Origin of the sequence: Dendrosporobacter quercicolus, from assembly GCF_900104455.1 — a bacterium.
In the GTDB taxonomy this organism is placed as follows: domain Bacteria; phylum Bacillota; class Negativicutes; order DSM-1736; family Dendrosporobacteraceae; genus Dendrosporobacter; species Dendrosporobacter quercicolus.
In genome coordinates, this window is record NZ_FNHB01000001.1 from 880,881 (window position 1) to 903,401 (window position 22,521).

18 protein-coding genes and 1 other annotated feature are annotated in these 22,521 nt (G+C 48.9%); all 18 genes read right to left on the minus strand.

All coding sequences use genetic code 11. The features are described 5' to 3' along the window. Window positions 1-18 precede the first annotated feature (18 nt). On the minus strand, window positions 19-1,524 hold the full coding sequence (locus BLR06_RS04305; protein ID WP_092068751.1) for an acetyl-CoA hydrolase/transferase family protein: 1,506 nt from the start codon (window positions 1,522-1,524) through the stop codon (window positions 19-21). A 322-nt stretch (window positions 1,525-1,846) separates the two neighbouring features. After that, complete coding sequence (locus BLR06_RS04310; RefSeq protein ID WP_092068754.1) at window positions 1,847-2,491, minus strand: redox-sensing transcriptional repressor Rex; 645 nt, start codon at window positions 2,489-2,491, stop codon at window positions 1,847-1,849. 208 nt (window positions 2,492-2,699) lie between these two features. After that, window positions 2,700-3,956, minus strand: a complete 1,257-nt coding sequence (locus tag BLR06_RS04315; RefSeq protein ID WP_092068757.1) for an O-antigen ligase family protein — start codon at window positions 3,954-3,956, stop codon at window positions 2,700-2,702. Window positions 3,957-4,012: 56 nt separating this feature from the next. Beyond that, window positions 4,013-5,320 carry a bifunctional folylpolyglutamate synthase/dihydrofolate synthase gene (locus BLR06_RS04320; protein WP_092068760.1) on the minus strand — a complete coding sequence of 436 codons (1,308 nt, stop codon included), beginning with the start codon at window positions 5,318-5,320 and terminating at the stop codon, window positions 4,013-4,015. 9 nt (window positions 5,321-5,329) lie between these two features. Beyond that, a complete protein-coding gene (locus BLR06_RS04325) occupies window positions 5,330-7,978 on the minus strand; it encodes a valine--tRNA ligase (protein WP_092068763.1) in 2,649 nt (882 codons plus the stop codon). A gap of 202 nt (window positions 7,979-8,180) precedes the next feature. Next, window positions 8,181-8,409, minus strand: a binding site (T-box leader). Between the two features lie 92 nt (window positions 8,410-8,501). Beyond that, window positions 8,502-9,062 carry a 3'-5' exonuclease gene (locus tag BLR06_RS04330; protein WP_092069873.1) on the minus strand — a complete coding sequence of 187 codons (561 nt, stop codon included), beginning with the start codon at window positions 9,060-9,062 and terminating at the stop codon, window positions 8,502-8,504. A 114-nt stretch (window positions 9,063-9,176) separates the two neighbouring features. Next, window positions 9,177-10,058, minus strand: coding sequence for an L-serine ammonia-lyase, iron-sulfur-dependent, subunit alpha (gene sdaAA, locus BLR06_RS04335; protein WP_092068765.1), 882 nt, complete (start codon window positions 10,056-10,058; stop codon window positions 9,177-9,179). 61 nt (window positions 10,059-10,119) lie between these two features. Beyond that, on the minus strand, window positions 10,120-10,782 hold the full coding sequence (sdaAB, locus tag BLR06_RS04340; RefSeq protein ID WP_092068767.1) for an L-serine ammonia-lyase, iron-sulfur-dependent subunit beta: 663 nt from the start codon (window positions 10,780-10,782) through the stop codon (window positions 10,120-10,122). A gap of 123 nt (window positions 10,783-10,905) precedes the next feature. Then, on the minus strand, window positions 10,906-12,321 hold the full coding sequence (gltA, locus tag BLR06_RS04345) for an NADPH-dependent glutamate synthase (RefSeq protein ID WP_092068770.1): 1,416 nt from the start codon (window positions 12,319-12,321) through the stop codon (window positions 10,906-10,908). Further along, complete coding sequence (locus BLR06_RS04350) at window positions 12,306-13,160, minus strand: sulfide/dihydroorotate dehydrogenase-like FAD/NAD-binding protein (protein ID WP_092068773.1); 855 nt, start codon at window positions 13,158-13,160, stop codon at window positions 12,306-12,308. Before BLR06_RS04350 ends, gltA begins: the two co-directional genes overlap by 16 nt. A 92-nt stretch (window positions 13,161-13,252) precedes the next feature. Then, window positions 13,253-14,011 carry a methylenetetrahydrofolate reductase gene (locus BLR06_RS04355; protein ID WP_218039435.1) on the minus strand — a complete coding sequence of 253 codons (759 nt, stop codon included), beginning with the start codon at window positions 14,009-14,011 and terminating at the stop codon, window positions 13,253-13,255. 192 nt (window positions 14,012-14,203) lie between these two features. Beyond that, entirely contained in the window at window positions 14,204-15,871 is a 1,668-nt protein-coding gene (locus BLR06_RS04360; RefSeq protein ID WP_092068779.1) for a formate--tetrahydrofolate ligase, read from the minus strand. A 105-nt stretch (window positions 15,872-15,976) separates the two neighbouring features. Further along, window positions 15,977-16,840 carry a bifunctional methylenetetrahydrofolate dehydrogenase/methenyltetrahydrofolate cyclohydrolase FolD gene (gene folD / locus BLR06_RS04365; protein WP_092068782.1) on the minus strand — a complete coding sequence of 288 codons (864 nt, stop codon included), beginning with the start codon at window positions 16,838-16,840 and terminating at the stop codon, window positions 15,977-15,979. Between the two features lie 140 nt (window positions 16,841-16,980). Next, entirely contained in the window at window positions 16,981-17,829 is an 849-nt protein-coding gene (locus tag BLR06_RS04370; RefSeq protein WP_092068785.1) for a UbiA-like polyprenyltransferase, read from the minus strand. Continuing rightward, complete coding sequence (locus BLR06_RS04375; RefSeq protein WP_092068788.1) at window positions 17,822-19,282, minus strand: menaquinone biosynthesis decarboxylase; 1,461 nt, start codon at window positions 19,280-19,282, stop codon at window positions 17,822-17,824. The genes BLR06_RS04370 and BLR06_RS04375 overlap by 8 nt, the downstream gene beginning before the upstream one ends. An 18-nt stretch (window positions 19,283-19,300) precedes the next feature. After that, window positions 19,301-20,041 carry a twin-arginine translocase subunit TatC gene (tatC, locus tag BLR06_RS04380; RefSeq protein WP_092068791.1) on the minus strand — a complete coding sequence of 247 codons (741 nt, stop codon included), beginning with the start codon at window positions 20,039-20,041 and terminating at the stop codon, window positions 19,301-19,303. A 10-nt stretch (window positions 20,042-20,051) separates the two neighbouring features. Beyond that, complete coding sequence (tatA, locus tag BLR06_RS04385) at window positions 20,052-20,249, minus strand: twin-arginine translocase TatA/TatE family subunit (protein ID WP_422699807.1); 198 nt, start codon at window positions 20,247-20,249, stop codon at window positions 20,052-20,054. Between the two features lie 138 nt (window positions 20,250-20,387). After that, on the minus strand, window positions 20,388-22,031 hold the full coding sequence (locus BLR06_RS04390) for an L-lactate permease (protein ID WP_092068794.1): 1,644 nt from the start codon (window positions 22,029-22,031) through the stop codon (window positions 20,388-20,390). Window positions 22,032-22,521: the final 490 nt, after the last annotated feature.

A 22,521-nucleotide genomic window follows, 5' to 3' on the forward strand; every position in this document is an offset into this window, starting at 1 on the left:
AGTCCTCCTTTGCTTTGCTTATTTCTTCATTGTGCCTGTCTTTATAAACCGGGCGTGCCAGGAGAGAGCATCTTTAATTACATGGGGCGTATGCGCCTTTTTCGTCGCTTTTTCTCCTTTTTTCAGATAGTCAAGCAGCATCGGTTTATAATCAGGATGTGCACAATTGTTGATAATTACACGGGCCCGCTCTCTTGGACTTAATCCACGAACATCAGCCAGCCCCATTTCCGTGACAAAGATGTCGGTATCATGTTCGGTATGGTCAATGTGCGAGCACATTGGCACGATGGAGGAAATCGCCCCGTTTTTCGCGGTTGACGTACTAAAGAAGCAGGTCAAATACGCATTACGGGCAAAATCGCCTGACCCGCCGATACCATTCATCATTTTACTGCCCATAATATGGGTAGAATTCACATGTCCGAAAATATCAAACTCAATTGCCGTGTTCATGGCAATGATGCCAATACGCCGGGCAATCTCAGGACTATTGGCGATCTCTTGCGGACGAAGCATCATCTTCTGACGGTATACGCCGATATTGCTGTATAATCTTTTCAGTCCGTCCGGCGAGGGTGAAAAAGAAGTTCCCGAGGCAAATTTCAATTTGCCGGCGTCAGTCAAATCCAGCATACCATCCTGAATGACTTCGGTGTAAACTTCAAGATCAGTAAAATCGGAATCAACAAACCCGCTAATTACAGCATTCGCAACCGAACCTACGCCTGATTGCAGCGGCAGCATATTTTTCGGCATACGGCCTACTTTAATTTCGTGTTTGAAAAAATCTATAATCAGTTCGGACATTTTTTGCGAACACTCGTCAATCGGTCCGAAGGGACGAACGTCGTCAGTAATATCGCAGGGAACGATATATTTGATTTTGTCAGGACCGCAGGGAATATAAGTCGTTCCAATCCGATCGTCAACCTTAACAATCGGCACCGGCTGACGGTGCGGCGGATCAAGTGGAACATATACATCATGCATGCCTTCCAATTCCAGCGGCTGGGTTGTATTAACCTCGACAATTACAATGTCTGCGCTCTGCACGTACGATGCCGTATTGCCCAGCGATGTAGTTGGAACAATATGTCCCTCTTCAGTGATGGCGCAGGCTTCAACAATCGCCACGTCAACTTTACCGCCTAAAAATCCGTATCGGGTTAACTGGGCGGACTCACTGAGATGCAGGTCATAATATTCCACCTCGCCGCTGTTTAACGCATTGCGCAGATCAGTATTGGTCTGATACGGCATCCGTTTGTGAATACCGCCGACCGCGGCTAAAGCGCCATCCAGTTCCTTGCCAACCGAAGCGCCTGTCCACAAGTTAATTTTAAAAGGGTCTTGAGCCATTCTTTTTGCCAAAGCCAATGGAACTGCTTTGGGATATCCAGCAGGCGTAAATCCGCTGGCGCCTATGTTCATACCAGGTTTAATAAAAGCAGCTGCTTCCTCAGCACTAACAATTTTGTCATGAAGCGCTTTACAACGCACTCGGTCACGAATGTCAATCATTAGAACTTTTCCTCCTTGCTAGGTCAACAAATCAGTTGGCCATTCGCTAAATAAAATCAGTGTAGCACCTGACGATCACTCGATAAACCTCACCTCGTCCCAAGTCAGTCAGTGCCTTAAAGCCTGTCTTGCTATGCCTCAGCACCAACAGGAAATTACTGCATAGCAGTACCGTCAATGGCCAATCCACCAATTGACGGCACTGTTTTTTAACTTTATTTTTTAACAAAAGTAAAGTTCATTATTTAACTTTCTCGAAGAACCGGCAAAATCCTGCTATAAAAATGTTTTTATTAAGTTACTAAAATCTTTTATTAAGCTACTAATCGTTTTCATGCAAGCTGCGCGAAAGGTGGTACGACAGGCTGCTTAACCCTACACTCAAATCCTCGTTAACAATCCGGATCTTATCCGGGACAGTAATTTTAATGGGCGCAAAGTTCCATATTCCGGCAACGCCGGCACTGACTAATTTATCTGCAACGCCCTGCGCATACACGGCAGGAACGGCGATAATCCCAATATGGATATTGCGGTCCCGGACAATTTCTGTCATTCGGTCAATGCTCTCAACAACAACGCCGTTGACCGTTTTCCCGATAACTTCCGGGCTGGCATCAAACAGGGCCACCAAATTAAATCCCAGTGAAGTGAAATTTTGATAATTGGACAACGCTGAGCCTAAATGCCCAATACCAACCACAGCAATATTCCAATGATAGTGTAAACCTAATATCTCACCGATATTCCCAATTAATTCACGTACATAATAACCGACACCCTTTTTGCCGAACTGACCAAAAGATGCTAAATCTTTACGGATTTGCTCAGGCGTAACGCCTAACCGCTGACCTAGCTCTTCGGACGATATAATATCAATTCCCTCTTCCTGGCTTAGGCGTAAAGTACGAAAATATAACGGTAAACGGTCAATCGTAGCCTTGGAAATGACAATATGATCTTTCAAACTGCCGAGCCTCCTCAAGAAAATGGCAAGTATATTTATACTATATCAATAGTAGATCTTAAATATTATTCGCAGTAAAGAAATTAAAATCCTGCTGCGTAATCCTAGATTGCCCCGATATTTAATATATTTATGTAAATAAATCAAATCCAGGCGGATTTTTTTGAGACGCAGCGCCTTAAGCAATATGAACAACTGCTCCGCCGCGCTACATCTTTTTGGTCAGGCAGCGTTCCGTCTTCATCTGATACCCCTGCCGCCATACCACAACAATTAAGGCATTAAACAACCAAAACAACATCGACATCTGAACATTGAACATAATAAAATCAGTAAAGCCGCTCACTGCAAGTCCGGCCAACGCGGAAATCAACCCCAGCAGCAAGCCGGCCGGCCACCCTTCATTCACAGTGTTAATCAGCAACCAGGCTGTACGGATATGCCCGCACAAAATGAGCAGAAACACAATCAATCCGGGAATACCGATTTCAGCGGCAATATTTAAATACATATTGTGCGCATGAAAAATCGTCGTTGCCGCATCCTGAATAAAAAAATCATATTGCGGATAAACCAGCCAATACGCGCCCCAGCCAATTCCCAGTACCGGATTGTCGGCAATCATCGCCAGTGTGCTCTCCCATAAAGCAATTCTAAGTGTTGATGAAGTATCCGTAGGATTAAAAATTGACATTAACCGTTCAGTGAAAGCATCCTGGGCCAGGAACAGGCCAATGGGTATTAAAATTAACAGCCACAATGCTTTTTTGTTATATAATACCCCATATAACCCAACAACAAAAGCCACACTCACCCAGGCTCCCCGGGAATAAGTCAGCCCCAGGCAGATGCCCAGCAATACGAACAGCAGCAAAAACAGCAGCCGGCGAGACGCTTGACGGACTTTGCACCCCAGGCCGCAGGCCAGCGCCATCATCATGACTAAAAATCCGGCCAGTAAATTGGGGTTTTGCAGAGTTGAGAATACTCTGACTTTTAAATCCGGAAATTGCTCGCCATCCACCCATTCCAGAACAGCGATATCCACGCCAAACAAATACTGATAAAAGCCGTAAAGCATTACCGGCACAGCCGACCCCAGCACGCTCCAAACCAACCGCTTTAATTGCTCCGGCGTCTGTATGTTATGAATTACCAGATAATAAAGAAATATGTATCGCCCCATTAAATGATAGTAATTATAAAAACTATAATTCATGTCAGGTGAAACCAAAATTGACGCAGCCGATATGGCAATAAACAGCGCAATAAGGCCGTCAAAAGGACCGCGCTTTAGCATAAAATTACGGCTGAGCAGCATTTTGAGCAGCCAGAAGGCAACACCGGCAATTAAAAACCCGGTTGAAAAATTCACTGATAACGGTAAAAAAAAGGCCACCGCTACGATGCAGTGTTCGATTATGCAGTCAAGATGGCGCTCTGTCTTATCATAAGCTCTATGCACACTTTCACCCTATTTACATGATATTGCCGCTTAAATGTTCAAGCAGCACCAATTCATTATACCTGTCCGTAATTTGTTTGTCTATTATTTATTATCGCCCGGGCATAGCCAATTAAATACAGCGAGCCGGCAATGCAGATAACACCGTCCTGCTCCGCCAGGCGCCGGGCTTTATGGATGCCTTCTTCAATTGACGCAGCCATTTCAGTCCGGCGCGCCTTAATCAGCTTTGCCACTAGTTGCGGCTCCGCCGCCCGCTCTGATTCCGGCGCGGCCACCACAACGGCGTCGGCAGGCCTGATCAGGCTGCTTACGATTCCGCCAATATCCTTATCCTGCAAAATTCCCAGTAAAAATACCATCGATCTGCCGGGAAAGATTTCATCCAAAGCAGCCCGTAAAACCCGTGCGCCGGCGGGATTATGAGCGCCGTCCAGAACAATAGGCGGCTGCCCGGGTATTACTTCAAACCGCCCTGGCCAAACTACCCCGGCCAAGCCTTGTTCGATCGCGGCAGCAGTGATCCGCTCATCCCTTTGCCCCAGATGCAAAGCCGCCATTACCGCCAGCGCGCCGTTCGCTATCTGGTGCCGCCCCAGCAGCTTAAGCCTGGCGGGGCCAACCTGGCCATAAAGCTGCGTCTTAATCGAGATGACCTGCCCCCCGGCATTTAGCGACTCCAGGCAGGCGCTGAATTGTTGTCCCAGCACAGCCAGGGAAGCCCGGGCTGAAGCCGCTTTGGTTCGGATAACCGGCAGGACCGCCTCATCCGCCGCCGTAATGACCGGAATCCCAGGTTTTATAATTCCCGCTTTCTGTTCAGCAATTGCCTGCAAAGTGCCGCCGCAGCGATCGGCATGATCCAGCGCCACATTCGTAATAATGGAAATCTCAGGCACAATGACATTGGTCGAATCCAGCAGCCCTCCCAATCCCACTTCGATAACGGCATATTCCACTTTGCGCAGGGCAAAGTGGTAAAAAGCCGCCGCTGTCAGCACTTCAAACTGGGTGGGGCTTTCACCGCCTTCACTTACCAGCTCAGTTGCGCATTGTTTCGTAAAACTTATTGCTGCCGCAAAATCAGCCCTGGTAACTTCGGTCTGGTCAATTTTTATCCGCTCCGTATAATCAAGAAGATGCGGGGATGTATACATCCCCGCCCGCACTCCCGCCGAATGTAAAATTGCCGCCAGCGTTGCCGTTGTCGACCCTTTACCGTTAGTGCCTGTTACATGGACTGTCTTATAACTGCCTTCAGGGTTTCCCATCAAGGCCAGCAGCCTGGTAATCCGATCCAATCCCAGTCTGATGCCGAAGGTATTTAAACTGTCAAGATACGTCAAAGCCTCATCATAAGTCATACGATCCCCCTATAAACTGGCTAAATAAGCCAGACGTTCATGAATTGCCAGCCGTTTATCCTCATACTCACGCGCTTTCGCCTGCTCTTTCGCAATAACCTGGGCCGGCGCCTTGGCTGCAAAACCGGGATTGGACAGCTTGCCGCTTATTCGGGCCAGCTCTTTCGTTAATGTTTCCAGCTCCTTATTCAGCCGGGCCGTTTCTTTGTCGACATCAATGAGCCCTTTAAGCGGCAAATAAACCTCCACGCCGCTGACTACCGCAGTCATGGCATTTTCCGGTTTTGGCTCAGCCGGCGACAATAAAACTACCGGCTCCGCGGCGGCCAAGGTCCGGAGATATTGGTCGTTGGCGGCAAACAACGCCTGCATTGCCGGGTCCGCAATCTGCAAAACAACCTCGCTTCTCCTGCCTGGCGGGACATTCACTTCGGCCCGCAGATTACGGACAGCTTTTATCGTGTCCATGATCACAGTCATGTTTTCTTCCGTCTGGGCATCAATCATGTCGACCTGAGGCTCCGGCCAGGCGGAAACCATAATACTCACACCGCGGTGCGGCAAATGCTGCCAGATCTCCTCCGTAATATAAGGCATAAACGGATGCAGCAGCTTTAACGTATTTTGCAGCACATGCCATAAGACATACTGGGCAGTGGCCCGCTGGTCAAATTCCTCTTTGTTATACAGGCGCGGCTTCGCCATTTCGATATACCAGTCGCATAACTCATTCCAGATAAATTCATACAGAGCCCGGCCGGCTTCACCCAGCTCAAAACGCTCCAGATTACGGGTGACCTCGGTGACAGTTTTCGTGTAGCGGCTGAGAATCCAGCGGTCAGCCAGCGTATATTGGGCCGCCGCCGGTTGATGATTTTCATCAAAGCCGGCCAAATTCATCAGCGCAAACCGGGAGGCATTCCATAGCTTATTGGCAAAATTGCGGCTGGCCTCAACCCGTTCCCAGTAAAAGCGCATATCATTGCCCGGAGTATTGCCGGTAATCAGCATAAACCGTAAGTTATCGGCGCCGTATTGGTCAATCACCTCCAGCGGATCAATGCCGTTGCCCAGCGATTTACTCATTTTCCGGCCTTGCGAATCGCGGACTAAACCATGAATAAATACATGCTTAAAGGGAATATCCTGCTTAAACTCCAGTCCCATCATAATCATCCTGGCAACCCAGAAGAAAATAATATCATAACCGGTCACCAATACGCTGGTTGGGTAAAAATGCTTGACTTCCGGGGTATCTGCGGGCCATCCCATGGTTGAAAACGGCCATAACGCTGAACTAAACCAGGTATCCAGAACATCAGGGTCCTGCTCGACAGTACCGCCGCAGTGCGGGCAGGCAGTCACAGCCTCACGGGAAACAATGGTCTGGCCGCAGCTGCAATACCAGGCCGGGATGCGGTGCCCCCACCAGATCTGCCGGGAAATGCACCAGTCGCGAATATTTTCCAGCCAATTGCTGTAAATTTTGGTGAAACGCTCAGGTACAAACTGGATTGCGCCGGAATCCACAGCGGCGATTGCCGGCTTGGCCAGCGGCTCCATGCGGACAAACCATTGCTTGGAAACCAGCGGCTCAACAACAGTAGTGCAGCGCTGACAATGTCCCACCGCATGCAAATGCTCATCAATTTTAACCAAATAGCCTTGCTCCTTCAGGTCATCCACCAGCGCCTTGCGACACTCATAACGATCCATACCGGCATATTTGCCGGCAGTATCAGCCATTGTTCCATCAGGATTGATTACAACAATTTCCGGCAGTTGGTGCCGCCGGCCCAATTCAAAGTCATTCGGATCATGCGCCGGTGTAATTTTTACCGCTCCTGTCCCAAAAGACGGATCAACATACGCATCACCGACAATCGGCAACCGCCGCCCAATCACCGGCAGAATTAAAAATTGGCCGATTAAGCGCTGGTAGCGGACATCCTCCGGATGAACAGCCACGCCGGTATCGCCAAGAATGGTTTCCGGGCGGGTAGTAGCGACAGTTACGTACGCATCACTGCCTTCCAGCTGATAGCGGACATGAAATAAGCTGCCCGGCTGTTCTTCATGCTCAACTTCAATATCACTCAGCGCCGTATGGCAGCGCGGGCACCAGTTGGTCATCCTGTTGCCCTGATAAATCAGCCCCTTTTCATATAAGCTGACAAATACCTCCCGCACGGCCTGCGAGCAGCCCTCATCCATCGTAAACCGCTCGCGCTGCCAGTCACACGATGCCCCCAGCCGTTTCAGCTGGGTGATGATCCGGCCGCCATACTGCTGCTTCCATTCCCACACCTTTTGGATAAACGCATCCCGCCCCAGGTCATAACGCGACAGGCCATTTTGCGCCAGCATCTCCTCAACTTTAATCTGGGTAGCTATTCCGGCGTGATCCGTCCCCGGCATCCAGAGCGTATTATAGCCTTGCATCCGCCGCCAGCGAATCTCAATATCCTGCAAGGTGTTATCCAAGGCATGTCCCATATGTAGCTGCCCGGTTACATTGGGCGGCGGAATAACAATGCTGAACGGTTCTTTTTCAACATCCACCTCAGCATGAAATAAACCCTGCTCTTCCCAGAAATCATACCACTTTTTTTCCACCGACTGCGGATCATACACGGTCGGTATATTATTTTCTGCCATTGTCACAGCCTCCTAAATGAACAATCGTACGGTGTTAACCACAGAGTACACAGAGGTCACAGAGGAAACCGAAAATGCAGGATAAAATTATATTAAAAATTCCAGCGCGATAATTCGCGCTATATCCTTTGTAACCCTCTGTGTACTCGGTGTACTCTGTGGTTCAATCTTTCCCCGGCTACATACAAAAAGCCCTCTCATCCCGCAGGACGAAAGAGCTTGCTTTCGCGGTACCACCTTGCTTTTCCGGCCCAAATGCCAATATACCGGACTTTACAGCCGTAACGGGGCCTGCCGGTTGCGCTTACTGCATGCTTCAGCGCAACAGCTCCAGGATGACTTTCCTCCAGCCAGCGCCGCGAGACCTTCCAGCCTAGGGATCTCTTCTCTGTGCAGCCTGATTGACGTACTCTTCCTGTCATCGCCTTATATTATTTATTACAATATACTGCGTTGCGCCGGTCTTTGTCAAGTTTTGACCAAAAACACCGGCTCCTGACTCCGTTACATCGCTGCAGGTACATCAGCAGGCCCTGAAGGTCTGAACCCTCATCTTAAGCTTGGCAATCAACTGCTCGAGATTATCGACCCGGACTTCATCCTTGGCCAATAACGCCAGCATTGCGCAAACACGGGCATCATGCAAGGCATGATGATGCTCAAAATCAATTGCAAACGCTCTGGCCAGAGTAGACAGCCTATAATTCTCACAATTTGGCCAAACCCGCTTAGCCATGCTGACTGTACAGAAGTGCTTAAACGAAGGAGTCTCCAGCCCGTATACGTTTAAGACACTGCGCAACACGCTAAAATCAAACGCGGCATTATGGGCAATGACCGTTTGCTGCTGTAAATAGGGCTTCAATCTCGGCCATAGCTGGGCAAAGTCCGGCTGATGCCTGACATCATCGGCGGTTATTCCGTGAATCTTCGTATTCCAATAATCGAATTTTAAATCCGCCGGGCGAACCAATGAATAAAAAGAGCCGGTAACCTGACTGTTTTGTACAGTGACTACCGCGACACTGCAGGCACTGGAACGACTGCTGTTTGCTGTTTCAAAATCTATTGCAACAAAATTCATACCACCAGGCCAGCCCAAAGCTGGTCTATCCCCTCTCTATGTACAATTCCCCATCCACATTCTATCGCATTAGTAGTGCCCTGGCAATGCTTAAACCACACAAGCGTACTGTCTTTACCCCTGTAACAGCTTATCAGCCAGAATCAGGGCGGTTGGCGTAACTGCCAGTCCGCCCTGCGAGGTTTCTTTGAGAGAGCAGCTCATACTGGCCCCGACGGCAGCCATGGCATCAATTACCTCATCAACCGGAATGACACTTTGGATATCCGCCAAAGCCATGTCGGCGGCAATCATCGCCTGAGCGGCAGCTCCGGCATTGCGCTTGACGCAGGGCACTTCCACCAGGCCGGCTACCGGATCGCACACCAGACCAAGCATATTTTTCAGCGTAATGGCGACTGCGTGACCAACCTGCCGGGGGCTGCCGCCGCTCATTGCAACCGCTGCCCCGGCGGCCATCGCCCCGGCCGAACCGCATTCGGCCTGACAGCCGCCCGCCGCCCCGGCCAGTGAAGCCCTTGATGCGATCACCATACCAATAGCGCCCGCCACCACTAAGGCTTTAGCCAGTTCAGTCCGCGCACTGCCCCGGGATTCCCCCAAAGCAAATAATACCGCCGGCAGAACCCCGCTTGACCCGGCAGTCGGAGCGGCCACAATTTTGCCCATGGCGGCATTGGCTTCGCCAACAGCCAGCGCCATGGCAACCGCCCGGCCAACGGTAGGACCAACAATGCTTTTGTCGGCCTGGCGATCGCTATAGTCGGCCAACCGCCTGGCATCGCCGCCAACCAGACCGCCTCTGGACTTTACGCCGCTGAGTCCGGTAGCGATGGACTGATCCATAACGTCCAGTACGGACAGCATATAGTCCACTAATTCAGCCGGCTTTTTTTCCAGACAGCCGCTCTGATGCCGCAGACAGAAATCGGTAAAACTCACCCCTTCCCGCTCGGCCTGATCAATCCATTCCTGGAGTGACAACTTGTTATTCATCTGGTATCCTCCTGCAACCTGTACTCAGTGTCTTGACTAAGTTAAAGCTTTGACAAGACACTCAGGCTCGTGAAATTCTGCGTACTGCCGTAATTTGCGGCATGGCCGTAATTGCCGTCACTATCTCATCGCTGACAATCTGGTCCGTCTCCATTACCATCACAGCCAAACCGCCTTTCGCCTGACGCGACAGACGCATAGCAGCCACATTTACGCCCTGATTGGCTAAGAGGCTGGTTACCAGCGCAACAACGCCCGGTTTGTCCTGATGGGTGGTCAGTAAAACAGTCAGTTCACCGGTAAATTCCAGTAAAAACCCATCAACATTGGTAATGATGACACTGCCGCCGCCAACCGATGAGCCGGTAATTTCCGATTGCCGGCCCTTTTGACCGGTCAACCGGAATCGCACCGTATTCGGATGAGCCAAATCTCCTAAATCAGCTTTAACAAAACGATACTCCAGTCCGGCTTCTGCGGCGCAGGCAAAGGATTGGGGAATCCTTAAGTCATCAGGCGCCCAGCCCAGCAATCCGGCCACTAAGGCTAAGTCCGTTCCATGTCCGCGATACGTCTGGGCGAAAGATCCGTGTAATTCGATAACGGCATTTTTTACGTCTTCACCTAAAATAGCCAACGCCAAATTTCCCAGCCGGACAGCTCCGGCTGTATGTGAACTTGATGGCCCAACCATTACCGGTCCGATAACATCAAACAAATTCATAGCGGTCAGCTCCTTACGGCATTAATCTAGTACCTTGTCAGCCTTAAAAACAGTAGAATAATGGCTGATAAGGTACCCCTGGCTACATACAGCAAAACTATATGTAGCCAGGGGTTAATAAAACTATTCAGTTTGGCCTGTTCGTTTGGCAGTCAGATACTGATCAATAGCCGCCGCCGCCTTTTTGCCTGCGCCCATTGCCAAAATGACAGTTGCTGCGCCGGTTACGATATCCCCGCCGGCAAATACGCCAGCCTTACTGGTCGCTCCCGTTTCCGGATCGGCTATAATATTCCCTTTTTTATTGGTTTCTAGCCCTTTGGTTGTCGATTGTACCAAAGGATTTGGGCCCTGCCCGATAGCGATTACCGCCGTGTCGACCTCCAGTTCGAATTCAGAGCCTTTTACCTCCACCGGACGTCTCCGACCTGACGCATCCGGCTCGCCCAGTTCCATTCTTACACACTGCAGCGCTCTGACCCAGCCTTGCTCATTGCCTAATATTGCCACCGGATTGGTCAGCAACTGAAATTCAATTCCTTCTTCTTTGGCATGATGCACTTCTTCCTGCCTGGCGGGCAATTCGGCTTCCGACCGCCGGTATACGATATAAGCATGATCGGCCCCCAGCCTTAAGGCTGTCCGCGCCGCATCCATCGCTACATTTCCCCCGCCGACTACCGCCACTCTTTTTCCCACATGGATAGGCGTTCCACAGGCGGGAAATTTATAAGCTTTCATCAGGTTGCAGCGGGTGAGAAACTCATTGGCCGCGTATACGCCGTTGAGATTTTCTCCCGGTATTCCCATAAAGTACGGCAGCCCTGCCCCGGTAGCAATGAACACCGCCTGATAGCCTTCTTCCTCCATCAGTTCATCAATAGTAAACGTTTTGCCGGCTACCGCATTGACAATGATTTCTACCCCGATCTTTCTTAAATTGTCTATTTCTGCTTTAACTACCGCATCTTTAGGCAAACGAAATTCGGGTATCCCATAAACCAATACTCCGCCTGGCGCATGCAGCGCTTCAAAGACCGTCACTTTATATCCCAGTTTGGCCAGATCGCCCGCTGCCGTCAGTCCGGCAGGCCCTGAGCCGATAACTGCCACCTTTTGACCTTTGTCCGGGTATGCAACCGGTCTTATCGCCTGAACGTTGTTTCCAGCCCTGTCGGCCGCATAGCGCTCCAGCCTCCCGATACCCACCGCTTCGCCTTTTTTAGCCAGCACACAGTATTTTTCACATTGTTCTTCCTGCGGACATACCCGGCCGCATACCGCCGGCAGGCTGTTGACCTCCTTGATCGTCGCAATGGCTGCACCGGCATCGCCTTCTTTGATCTGCTTGATAAAGGCCGGGATGTTTACCTGCACCGGGCAGCCCTGGCGGCAAGGAGCATGCTTACAGTTTAGACAGCGTTTGGCTTCATTCAGCGCATCTTCAGCACTATAGCCCAGCGTTACTTCATTAAAGTTTTTCGCCCTTACTTGGGGATCTTGCTCAGGCATCTTGTGCTTGGTTAATGAGAATGACATTTGCAGCTACCTCCCTGCTGATCTGAACAATGCTGTTGGTGGTGCTTTTCCTGCGGCAGATACATTTTTTGGCGGGCCATCAGGCCGGCAAAATCCACTTGATGCGCGTCAAATTCCGGACCATCCACACAAGCGAATTTGCTCTCTGCGCCCACCTGCACTCTACAGCCGCCACACATCCCTGTCCCGTCCACCATGATCGGATTCAGGCTGACCACTGTTTCGATGGCATAGGGACGCGTCACTTCAGCTACACTGCGCATCATGATAACCGGGCCGATAGCCACTACCAGGGCGATATTCACACCTGCGTCAATGAGCTGTTTTAACTGATCGGTAACAAATCCCTGCTGCCCTTTTGAACCGTCATCCGTTGTAACCAGCAATTGATCGCTTACTGCTTTCATTTCGTCTTCAAGAATCAGAATATCTTTACTGCGGGCTCCGATAATAGAAATCACTTTATTGCCCGCCTGTTTCAGTCCTCTGGCGATCGGATAAACCGGCGCTATTCCAATTCCCCCGCCGATACACACCACTGTGCCAAAATTCTCAATATGGGTTGGTTTGCCAAGCGGGCCTACCACATCCAGCAGGGCATCACCTTCATTCAGCAGTCCCATCGCTTTGGTCGATGCTCCCACTTCCTGAAATATGATGGTTACCGTACCTTTTGCCCGGTCAAAATCGGCAATGGTTAACGGAACTCTTTCTCCCTCTTCATTCAGCCGCACAATGACAAACTGTCCGGGCTGGGCCTTCCGGGCAATCCGCGGCGCGGATAGTTCAAACAATTGCACACTGGGCGCCAGCTCCTTTTTAACTAGAATTTTATACATCTTGATCACTCCTGTTGAGTCTATTATACAGCCGTTTGCGCCGTCTGATACAGGTCAGCCTAAGCTTGCAAAGCGGCAAGGGCATTTACCGGCTAACTTCCTGCCTGCGCTCCGCCGAAGATGCCTTGCAGATAACTTTTCACATCGGTTCTGATCGGCATAAAATAGATATTCGTATCGCTTTGACGGGTAAATTGCAGCGCCTGCCGGGCAAACATAATATTCCAGGACAAGTTGGGTTTAAAGCAAGCCGGAAAAACCACATTGTTTTTTGTTTCCCAATAACTTAAGGATTTTTCAGAAGTAACCGGGGATATTCCCCAATAGACCTCTTGTCCGGCTAAAATCTCGGCGTAAATTTCCATCAGGCGCAAATCAAAAAAAGGCTGGGTAAAAAAACCGTCAGCGCCGGCCTGAATTTTACGCCGGATATAGTCCGTCTCTTTACGCATACTATCCCGGTATTGATCAATGCCGGCATAGACCTTAATCCCGGGCAGCTCTTCCTTAAATTTTCGAATGACCTCAATACTGGTCGAAGGATAAATTTTCCATTTCATATCCTGCGGTAAATCACCCGTAATTACCAGCACTTCCCGGATATGATGTTTTTGCAAAAAATCACCCATCGGCAACGGTTTGTCTAAATCAATATCAATCGCCCGGATATGCGGTATGGCGGATTTGTAGCGGTCCTGCGCATACACGCAGCCCTCCCAGCTTCGCAGATCGTACCGCAAAAGATCCGGAATATTGATTGTATCGATATCCGGGAAATCGCTTTTGACAACCTCCAGTTCAGCCAACAGCGAAGCTTCATCCCTGGGCACCAGCTCAATCGCTATTTTCAATATCCCCGGCCTCCACTCTGTCTAAGACGTGTCTTCAAACGATTAAAACGCTCACTGGCGGCGCTTTTTGCACCATACTTCGTTAAAATTTTTTGAAATCAACCGTTATTCCTGCAAAATTTTGCCTCGTCTGGCTCAAAAATCACTCGCCATTGAACCTTTCCCTGTTTAAAGACACGCCCTAATATTTTCCTAAAATAGTCCGCTGATTTTTCCGCGGTTATCAATATCCATCCGCTCGGCAGCCGGCCGTTTAGGCAAGCCCGGCATTGTCATAACATCGCCCGTAATAGCAACCAGAAAACCTGCCCCGGCAGCAACCCGTATTTCCCGCACGGTAATGGTAAAATCCGCCGGGCGGCCAAGCTTGGCGGCATCGTCACTTAAAGAATACTGGGTCTTAGCCATACAAACCGGTGTTTGGGCAAGCTGTCCGCCGGACAGTTCAGCAATGATTTTTTCCGCGGCAGGCGTATAATTCACAGCCGCAGCACCATAGATATCCCTGGCAATTGATTCAATCTTAGCCTTGATTGGCGCTGTCTCAGGGTAAAGAAACCGAAATTGGCCGGGTTTGCCGGCAGCCTGCAGCACTTTCTGCGCCAAAGCGATACCGCCCTCGCCGCCTTTAGCCCAAACTTCAGATAAGGCAACCTCTGCCCCTAACGCCTGGCAGGCCTTGACAACAAAAGCCAGTTCCTGTTCAGTATCCGTAGGAAAAGCATTGATTGCCACCACCGTCGGCAGCCCGAACTTATGCATGTTTTCAATATGTTTAGCCAGATTTGCCAAGCCCCGCTCCAGGGCGGCGCTGTTTTCCTCGGACAACTCTGCTTTTGCCACGCCGCCATGCATTTTCAAAGCCCTGACGGTTGCGACAATGACTACGGCGTCAGGCTTGATCCCAGCGAACCTGCACTTGATATTAAGAAACTTTTCGGCTCCCAGATCAGCGCCAAAACCGGCTTCCGTCACCACATAATCAGCCAGCTTCAGCGCAAATTTGGTAGCCATTACACTATTACAGCCATGGGCGATATTGGCAAACGGCCCGCCATGAACAAAAGCCGGTGTATTCTCCAAAGTCTGTACTAAATTTGGTTTAATTGCATCTTTAAATAAGAGGGTTAAAGCACCCGTAACATTAAGCTCCCGCACAGTAACCGGGCGGTTGTCATAGGTGTGCCCGATGATAATCCGCCCAATACGGTGTTTCATATCGTCCAGATCATTGGCCAGACATAAGATTGCCATCATTTCTGAGGCAACCGTGATATCAAAGCCTGTTTCCCGGGGCGTTCCGTTTGCTTTGCCCCCCAGACCGCAAATCACCGACCGCAGGGCCCGGTCATTTAAATCAACAACCCGCCGCCAGGTAACCCGCCGCGGATCAATTCCCAGTTCATTGCCCTGTTGAATATGATTGTCAATCACTGCGGCCAGCAAATTATGGGCTGAAGTAATGGCATGGAAATCACCGGTAAAATGCAGATTGATATCTTCCATTGGCACAACCTGCGCATATCCGCCGCCGGCAGCCCCGCCCTTAATGCCGAAACAGGGGCCCAGCGAAGGTTCGCGTAAAGCAATGGCAGCTTTTTTGTCAAGGCGCCGCAAAGCATCGCCTAAGCCCACAGTAGTGGTAGTTTTCCCCTCTCCCGCCGGCGTTGGATTAATTGCGCTCACCAGAATCAGCTTTCCGTTAGGCCGGGATTTAACCCTGTCCCAGAGATTCAAGGAAACCTTAGCTTTGTACTTACCATACAGCTCCAGCTCATCATCCGTTATTTGCAATTCCCGGGCCACATCGGCAACCGGGCGCATTACCGCATCTTGAGCAATTTCAACATCCGATTTCATAGCTTACCTCCTTAACATCATAACATAATCGGTAAAAATATCCAGTTTTTTAGCAAAACTTTCTGATTGCAAGAGCATCCGCAAACCATCTCACTGCACTGCAGCTCAGTTAACCTGATGAATCAGGCAGGCAGCCTTTACCGTATTACTCAGCAGCATGGCAATTGTCAGCAAGCCCACACCGCCGGGAACCGGCGTAATTGCGCCAGCTACTGACTTTACTTGCTCAAAATCGACATCACCCACCAGTTTTCCGTCAAGCCGGTTGATGCCGACATCAATAACAACGGCGCCAGGCTTAACCATATCTTTCGTGACAAAATTGGGCTTGCCGACAGCAGCAACCAGGATATCGGCCTGCCTGGCAATAGCGGCCAAATTGCCGGTTCTGGAATGACAGACGGTAACCGTTGCATTACGGGCCAGCAGCAGATGAAACATTGGTTTACCGACGATATTGCTGCGCCCAATGACAACCGCCTGTTTCCCTGCAATGCCAATGCCCGCCATTTCAAGCATCTTCATACAGCCAGCCGGCGTACACGGTACTAAATGCTCGTCGCCAATCGTCAGCTTGCCGACATTGACCGGATGAAAACCATCAACATCTTTAGCCGGGTCAATCGCATTTAAAATTTCGGCCTCATCTGCCTTCATAGCATCCGGCAGGGGCAGTTGCACCAATATGCCATGAATTTTGTCATTTTCATTCAAGCTGGCAATCTTGTCCAGCAGAGCATCCTTGCCGATGCTTGCCGGCATATGAATCACTTCAGAATAAATGCCGATTTCAGCGCAAGCCCGGTGCTTGTTGGCCACATAAACCTGCGAAGCCGGGTTTTCGCCGACAATGATTACCGCCAAACCGGGTATAATATCATAATCACGTTTCAGCACGTCAATATCCCGTTTGGTGTTTTCCTTAATCTGCGCTGCAAAATTCTTACCTGCTAAAATTTGGGCTGACACTCTAACGACCTCCTAGTACTGCGCCAATCTTGAAACAGCAAGATAATGGCGAGACGAATTTCCGTAAGCCTGCGCTGCTCTTTCCTGCGCTAAAAAAGTGTCATTGCGAAAATCCGCAATGACAATAAACCTCTAGTTAACTAAAACAGCAGGCTAACCAAAGTAAATAAACACACTAAAATGCCGACCAAGCCATTACGCATAAAATAGCCCTGCGTCACCCTGGTCAAATCCTGCGGGCTAATGATCAAATGCTGATAAATCAAGACTACCCCCGCCAGCAGCACCCCGGTATAATAAAATAGGTTAAGTTGAAACAGCAGGCCAACCAGAACAAAAGAAGCAATGCTTACCCCATGCATCAGCTTAGCCAGTTTCAATGCACCGGCAACGCCAAATCGCACCGGCATTGAGTTAAGACCATGCTGCTGATCGAACGCAATATCCTGGCAGCCATAAATAACGTCAAAAGCGGCAATCCAGATGCCAACCGCCAGTCCTAAAAAAACGATTGGCAAAGTCAGTTCGCCTCTGATTGCCATCCAGGCGCCGATTGGCGCAATAGAGAGCGCCAAGCCTAAAATCAGGTGACAGGTCCAGGAAAATCGCTTCATATAGGGATAGACAGCCAGGGGAATAATCGCCACCGGCGTCAGTTTCAGGCAGACCGGATGCAAATTGGCGGCGGCGACAATAAATACAGCCAGGCTTACAGCGATCAAGACAATGGCTTCCCACACTTTCACCGCACCGGTTACCATTGGCCGTTGTTGAAACCGGGGATGAATTCTATCATATTTTAAATCGATAAAATTATTCAGGGCCAGCGCCGCACTGCGCGCGCCAATCATTGCCAGCGTAATCCAGAGCAAATCGCGGCCGCCGGGCAGGCCCTCCGCCGCCAATGAGGCTCCCATATAAGCAAAAGGCAGCGCAAAAACGGAGTGGGAAAAAGCGATGTTTTCTAAATGAGCTTTTATCTTATCCAAGGCCGAGTTCCTTCCACTTGGCATCCACCATTTGTTTAACCTCATCGGACATGACAATTTCGTCCGGCCATTCCCGCTGATTGCCTTCTTCGGGCCAGGTTTTCGTAGCATCAATACCGACTTTTGTTCCCCAATTTGGCATGGGCGACGAATGGTCAAGCACGTCCAGCGGTCCATCGACCAGCACAATATCCCGTCTGGCATCAATATTGTTAAAAACCCGCCACCAAACTTCTTTCGTGTCCTGAACATTGACATGCGCGTCAACAACAATGACCATTTTAGTAAACATCATTTGTCCCATACCCCAAATTGCATGCATTACTTTTTTGGCATGCTGCGGATAGCTTTTTTTTATTGAGATCATTGCGCAATTATGAAAAACACCTTCCAGCGGCAGGTTAATATCAAGAATTTCCGGCAGTTGCTGCTGGAGGAAAGGTAAAAAGATCCGTTCAGTGGCTTTGGCCAAATAACAATCCTCCATTGGCGGTTTGCCGACAATGGTAGCCGGATAAATCGGATCTTTACGGTGAGTAATACAGGTAATGTGAAATACCGGGTACTGATCGGCCAGCGAGTAATAGCCGGTATGATCGCCAAACGGCCCTTCAGTTCTTAATTCATCCAATAATACATACCCTTCAAGAACAATTTCGGAATGGGCCGGAACCTCTACATCAACGGTTTCGCATTGAATCATTTCTACCGGCTTCTTACGTAAAAAACCGGCAAATACCATTTCATCAATATCGCGCGGCAATGGCGCCGTAGCAGCGTAAGTCAGGGCGGGATCGCCGCCGATGGCTACCGCAACCTCGATTCTGTCTTTGCCCATTTCGCGGTGGGCCCGGAAATTTTCGGCGCCATTTTTATGAATATGCCAATGCATCCCGGTTGTCTGCCCGTCATAGATCTGCAGCCGGTACATGCCGACATTGCGTTTGCCGGTCACTGGATTCTTCGTAAATATCAGCGGCAGTGTGATAAATTTCCCTGCATCTCCCGGCCAGCATTTTAAGACAGGAAATTTTTCAAGCGAAGGCTGATCTTTAATAATGACTTCTTTACACGGGCCTTTTTTTACGTATTTCGGAAAATTAATCGCCCGCTTCGCTTGCGGCACAATTTTAATTAAATCAAGCTTGTTTTGCAGCGATATATAAGGCAGTTTCAGTATTTCACGTATTTCCTGGGCAATATCGTCAATTTTCTCTACGCCTAAAGCGAAAGCCATTCGTTCCATGCTGCCAAAAGCATTCATCAGCACCGGTACATCATAGCCTTTAACATTCTCAAACAGCAAGGCGACATTTTTATCCCCGGTCATTTTGGATACACGATCGGTTATTTCGGTAATCTCCAGGTCACTGTCCACGCTTTGTTTTATTCGCTTCAGCCAGCCGCGGGCTTCCAGCGCCGCAATAAACTCCCTTAAATCAGTAAAAGCCAAAATGAATGCTCCTTTCAACTACTTCCGCAAGATATATTTTACGATAAAAACACTCAACTCATATAGCAATATAACTGGAACAGCAACCATAGTCTGAGAAAACACATCAGGTGTCGGTGAGATAACTGCTCCGATCACGAAAGCCAAAACTAATACAATTTTTCGCTTTAGGATTAAAAAGCCCGAACTGACAAAGCCAAATTTAGCCAAAACCAGGATAAATAGCGGCAATTCAAAAATAAACCCAAACGGCGCAAGAAAGGATATGACAAACGATAAATATTGCCCCAGCGAAAACATCGGCTGTAAATCCTCGGTGGCAAAGCCCATAAAAAATTTGATTCCGGCCGGCAGCACCAAATAATAAGAAAAAGCCAAACCAATAAAAAATAACACTACCGATACCGGCACCAGCAAATTTACAACGGTACGCTCATTAGCCGTTAACGCCGGTACGATAAACGACCATATCTGATATAAAATTACCGGCAGGCTGACTAAAAATCCGGCAAAAAAAGATACCTTTAAATATGTAAAAAAAGCTTCCGCCGGATTCATATAATACAATTTTCCAGCAGGAGCAGTGATAAAATGTACAAGTTCCTGAGCATAGAAGTAGCTGACAGCACTGCTTATCCCCACTGCAATCAGGCAAATAATCAGTCGCCGCCGCAATTCTTCCAAATGACCAATGAAAGACATTTCACCTGTATCAGACTGTTCGGCCTGGATATGATGATGGGCTGTTTTATCAGGCATTACCAGTTCCTCACTTTGTTTCGTCAGGCTTTTTCAATTCACTCTGATTTGCGTCTTCTTTCGTTACTTCGCTTGTGGCCCGTTTAAATTCCTGTAAACTCCGGCCCAGCGCTTTACCTATTTCCGGCAGCTTAGCGGGGCCAAAAACAACTAAAGCAATAATTAGTATTAAAATTAATTCAGGCATTCCTATGTTAAACAGCATCATCGCCCCCTTTTTGATTTCTTTCTTAATATATTATACAATTGACCCTAAAAAAAAACAAGGACGCAGGAAAACCTGCCGTCCTTGTTTTACCAGCAGAAATTGACACGGGCAATAGTTGACGCAAGCCGCTTTCGACTCTTATGGCAGCATCCACGACAGCCAGTATGCCTGCGCGTAAGTAAGGCAGGCCATAAGTAAGACCATAGCGATACTGTGTCCGAGCGTAAACCGGAAGATGGTGCCTTCTTCCCCAACCAAACCGGTGGCAGCCGTAGCGACGGAGATACTCTGCGGCGAAATCATTTTGCCGCAAACACCACCGGACGAGTTAGCGGCCACTGTCAGGTAAGGATCTACGCCCACTTGCTCGGCCGCAGTCTTTTGCATCCCGCAGAACAGAGCGTTTGCCGAAGTATCAGAACCGGTCAGAAAAACGCCCAGCCAGCCCAAAATTGGTGAAAAGAAAGGAAAGAGCGAACCGGTGGCCGTAAATGCCAGCCCCATCGTTGAACTCATACCGGAATAATTCATAATATAGGCCAAGCCCAAAATCATTGCAATCGTCAAAATCGGCCATTTAAGCTGTTTAACCGTCTTGAAGAAGCAGGAAATGGCTTTACTCAGACCGTAGTTAGGAATAACCGCCAGAGAAATCAGGCCGGAAAACAGGATTGCAGTACCGGCAGCCGACAGCAAATTGAAGGAGTATTTTGCTGCATATGCGGCATCCTGGGGAACAACCGGTGTGGTTTTTATCACCAGATTGTGCAATCCAGGCCATAAAATAAACAAATCTTTGTCAATATTAACCAGTATATTCTTCAGGCCGACGAATTTATCGTCCGCCCAGAGGAATACCAGCGCCGCCAAAATCAAATACGGCGCCCAGGCCCGCAGGATCTGGCCGGTGGAATAAGGGCATTTGACAACGCCTTGGGAAGGCTCTTCATCAGGGAAGTGCCAGGCTTTGGCAGGTTTCCATACTTTTAAAAAGAGCAATAAGCCAACAATAGTCACAATAGCGGAGGTAATATCCGGAAGATAGGCATTGACATAGTTTGCCGTGTAAAATTGTGTTCCCGCAAAGCAGACACCGGCTACAATCACTGCCGGCAGAACTTCCATGGCCCCTTTCCAGCCGGACATGGTCACCACCAGCCATAACGGTACAAAGACCGAGAGAAACGGCAATTGACGCCCGACAACCTGACTGACATGCATGAGATCAAGATTGGTAACCTGTGCGGCCACAACCACCGGAATACCAATAGCGCCAAAAGCCACCGGCGCAGTGTTGGCAATCAGGCAGATACCGGCTGCATAGACGGGGTTAAAGCCAAGTCCCACCAGCATGGCGGCAGTGATTGCCACCGGAGTGCCAAAACCTGCCGTGCCTTCGATAAACGAACCAAACGCAAAGGCAATAAACAGCGCCTGCAACCGACGGTCATCGGTAATGGCCGCAAGCGAACTTTTAATAATTTCAAATTCCCCTGATTCAACAGTCATGTTGTACACCCAGATTGCGGTTACAACAATCCAAATAATGGGGAATATGCCATAGGCAGCGCCGTTTAAAATTGATCCAACCGCTAAACCGGCGGGCATACCGTAAACAAAAACGGAAACCAGAAGGGCCGAAAGCAGACCGAACGCAGCGGCCACATGCCCCTTAGCACGCTTAATACCCAGCATATATAAAATGATAAATAGCGGAATTGCTGCAACCAAGCCTGAAGTTACCATACTGCCTAAGGGGTTATAGTTTTGAACCCAAGTCATTACATACACTCCTTTTAAAAGTGATTTTTCAAGTATCAACGATAAAGTTCTCCGCTAACGCAACAGGCTGATACTCCCCCCTTTCCTGGTATGAATGCCAGGTAAAACTTATGCGGTTTTACTATTATCCTATTGCTTAAAACACCTCCTTATTCAATATTTCTGCATTTGATTAATGATTTAAAGTCCGGTAACAGCATAGCCGTTCCGGATGGAAACAGGCGGATGAACGCAGCCGGAATTAACTGTATTTTTTTTATATTTAGATTATTCTAGGTATTTGAATAATTTCCTGCAAAATTTTCTATAATAAAACTTTAATGGAAAATTTTCAACCCCTTTTTTGTTTTACTTACTATCTTATATGTTTTTTAAATTACTTTATTACACCTACCGCCTCATTAATTCATCTGTCTAGTACAACCCAAACGAGAGTACCGGTTGCACTTTGCCTGCCGGTCATAAAAAATAGTTCTTGCAGCCTGCAAGA

Excerpts from the sequence above, each read along its gene's own strand:
- BLR06_RS04305 (WP_092068751.1), bottom strand. The coding sequence starts at position 1,524 with ATGATTGACATTCGTGACCGAGTGCGTTGTAAAGCGCTTCATGACAAA.
- BLR06_RS04320 (WP_092068760.1), bottom strand. The coding sequence starts at position 5,320 with ATGACTTATGATGAGGCTTTGACGTATCTTGACAGTTTAAATACCTTC.
- BLR06_RS04325 (WP_092068763.1), bottom strand. The coding sequence starts at position 7,978 with ATGGCAGAAAATAATATACCGACCGTGTATGATCCGCAGTCGGTGGAA.
- BLR06_RS04330 (WP_092069873.1), bottom strand. The coding sequence starts at position 9,062 with ATGAATTTTGTTGCAATAGATTTTGAAACAGCAAACAGCAGTCGTTCC.
- sdaAA (WP_092068765.1), bottom strand. The coding sequence starts at position 10,058 with ATGAATAACAAGTTGTCACTCCAGGAATGGATTGATCAGGCCGAGCGG.
- sdaAB (WP_092068767.1), bottom strand. The coding sequence starts at position 10,782 with ATGAATTTGTTTGATGTTATCGGACCGGTAATGGTTGGGCCATCAAGT.
- gltA (WP_092068770.1), bottom strand. The coding sequence starts at position 12,321 with ATGTCATTCTCATTAACCAAGCACAAGATGCCTGAGCAAGATCCCCAA.
- BLR06_RS04350 (WP_092068773.1), bottom strand. The coding sequence starts at position 13,160 with ATGTATAAAATTCTAGTTAAAAAGGAGCTGGCGCCCAGTGTGCAATTG.
- BLR06_RS04360 (WP_092068779.1), bottom strand. The coding sequence starts at position 15,871 with ATGAAATCGGATGTTGAAATTGCTCAAGATGCGGTAATGCGCCCGGTT.
- tatC (WP_092068791.1), bottom strand. The coding sequence starts at position 20,041 with ATGCCTGATAAAACAGCCCATCATCATATCCAGGCCGAACAGTCTGAT.
- tatA (WP_422699807.1), bottom strand. The coding sequence starts at position 20,249 with ATGATGCTGTTTAACATAGGAATGCCTGAATTAATTTTAATACTAATT.
- BLR06_RS04390 (WP_092068794.1), bottom strand. The coding sequence starts at position 22,031 with ATGACTTGGGTTCAAAACTATAACCCCTTAGGCAGTATGGTAACTTCA.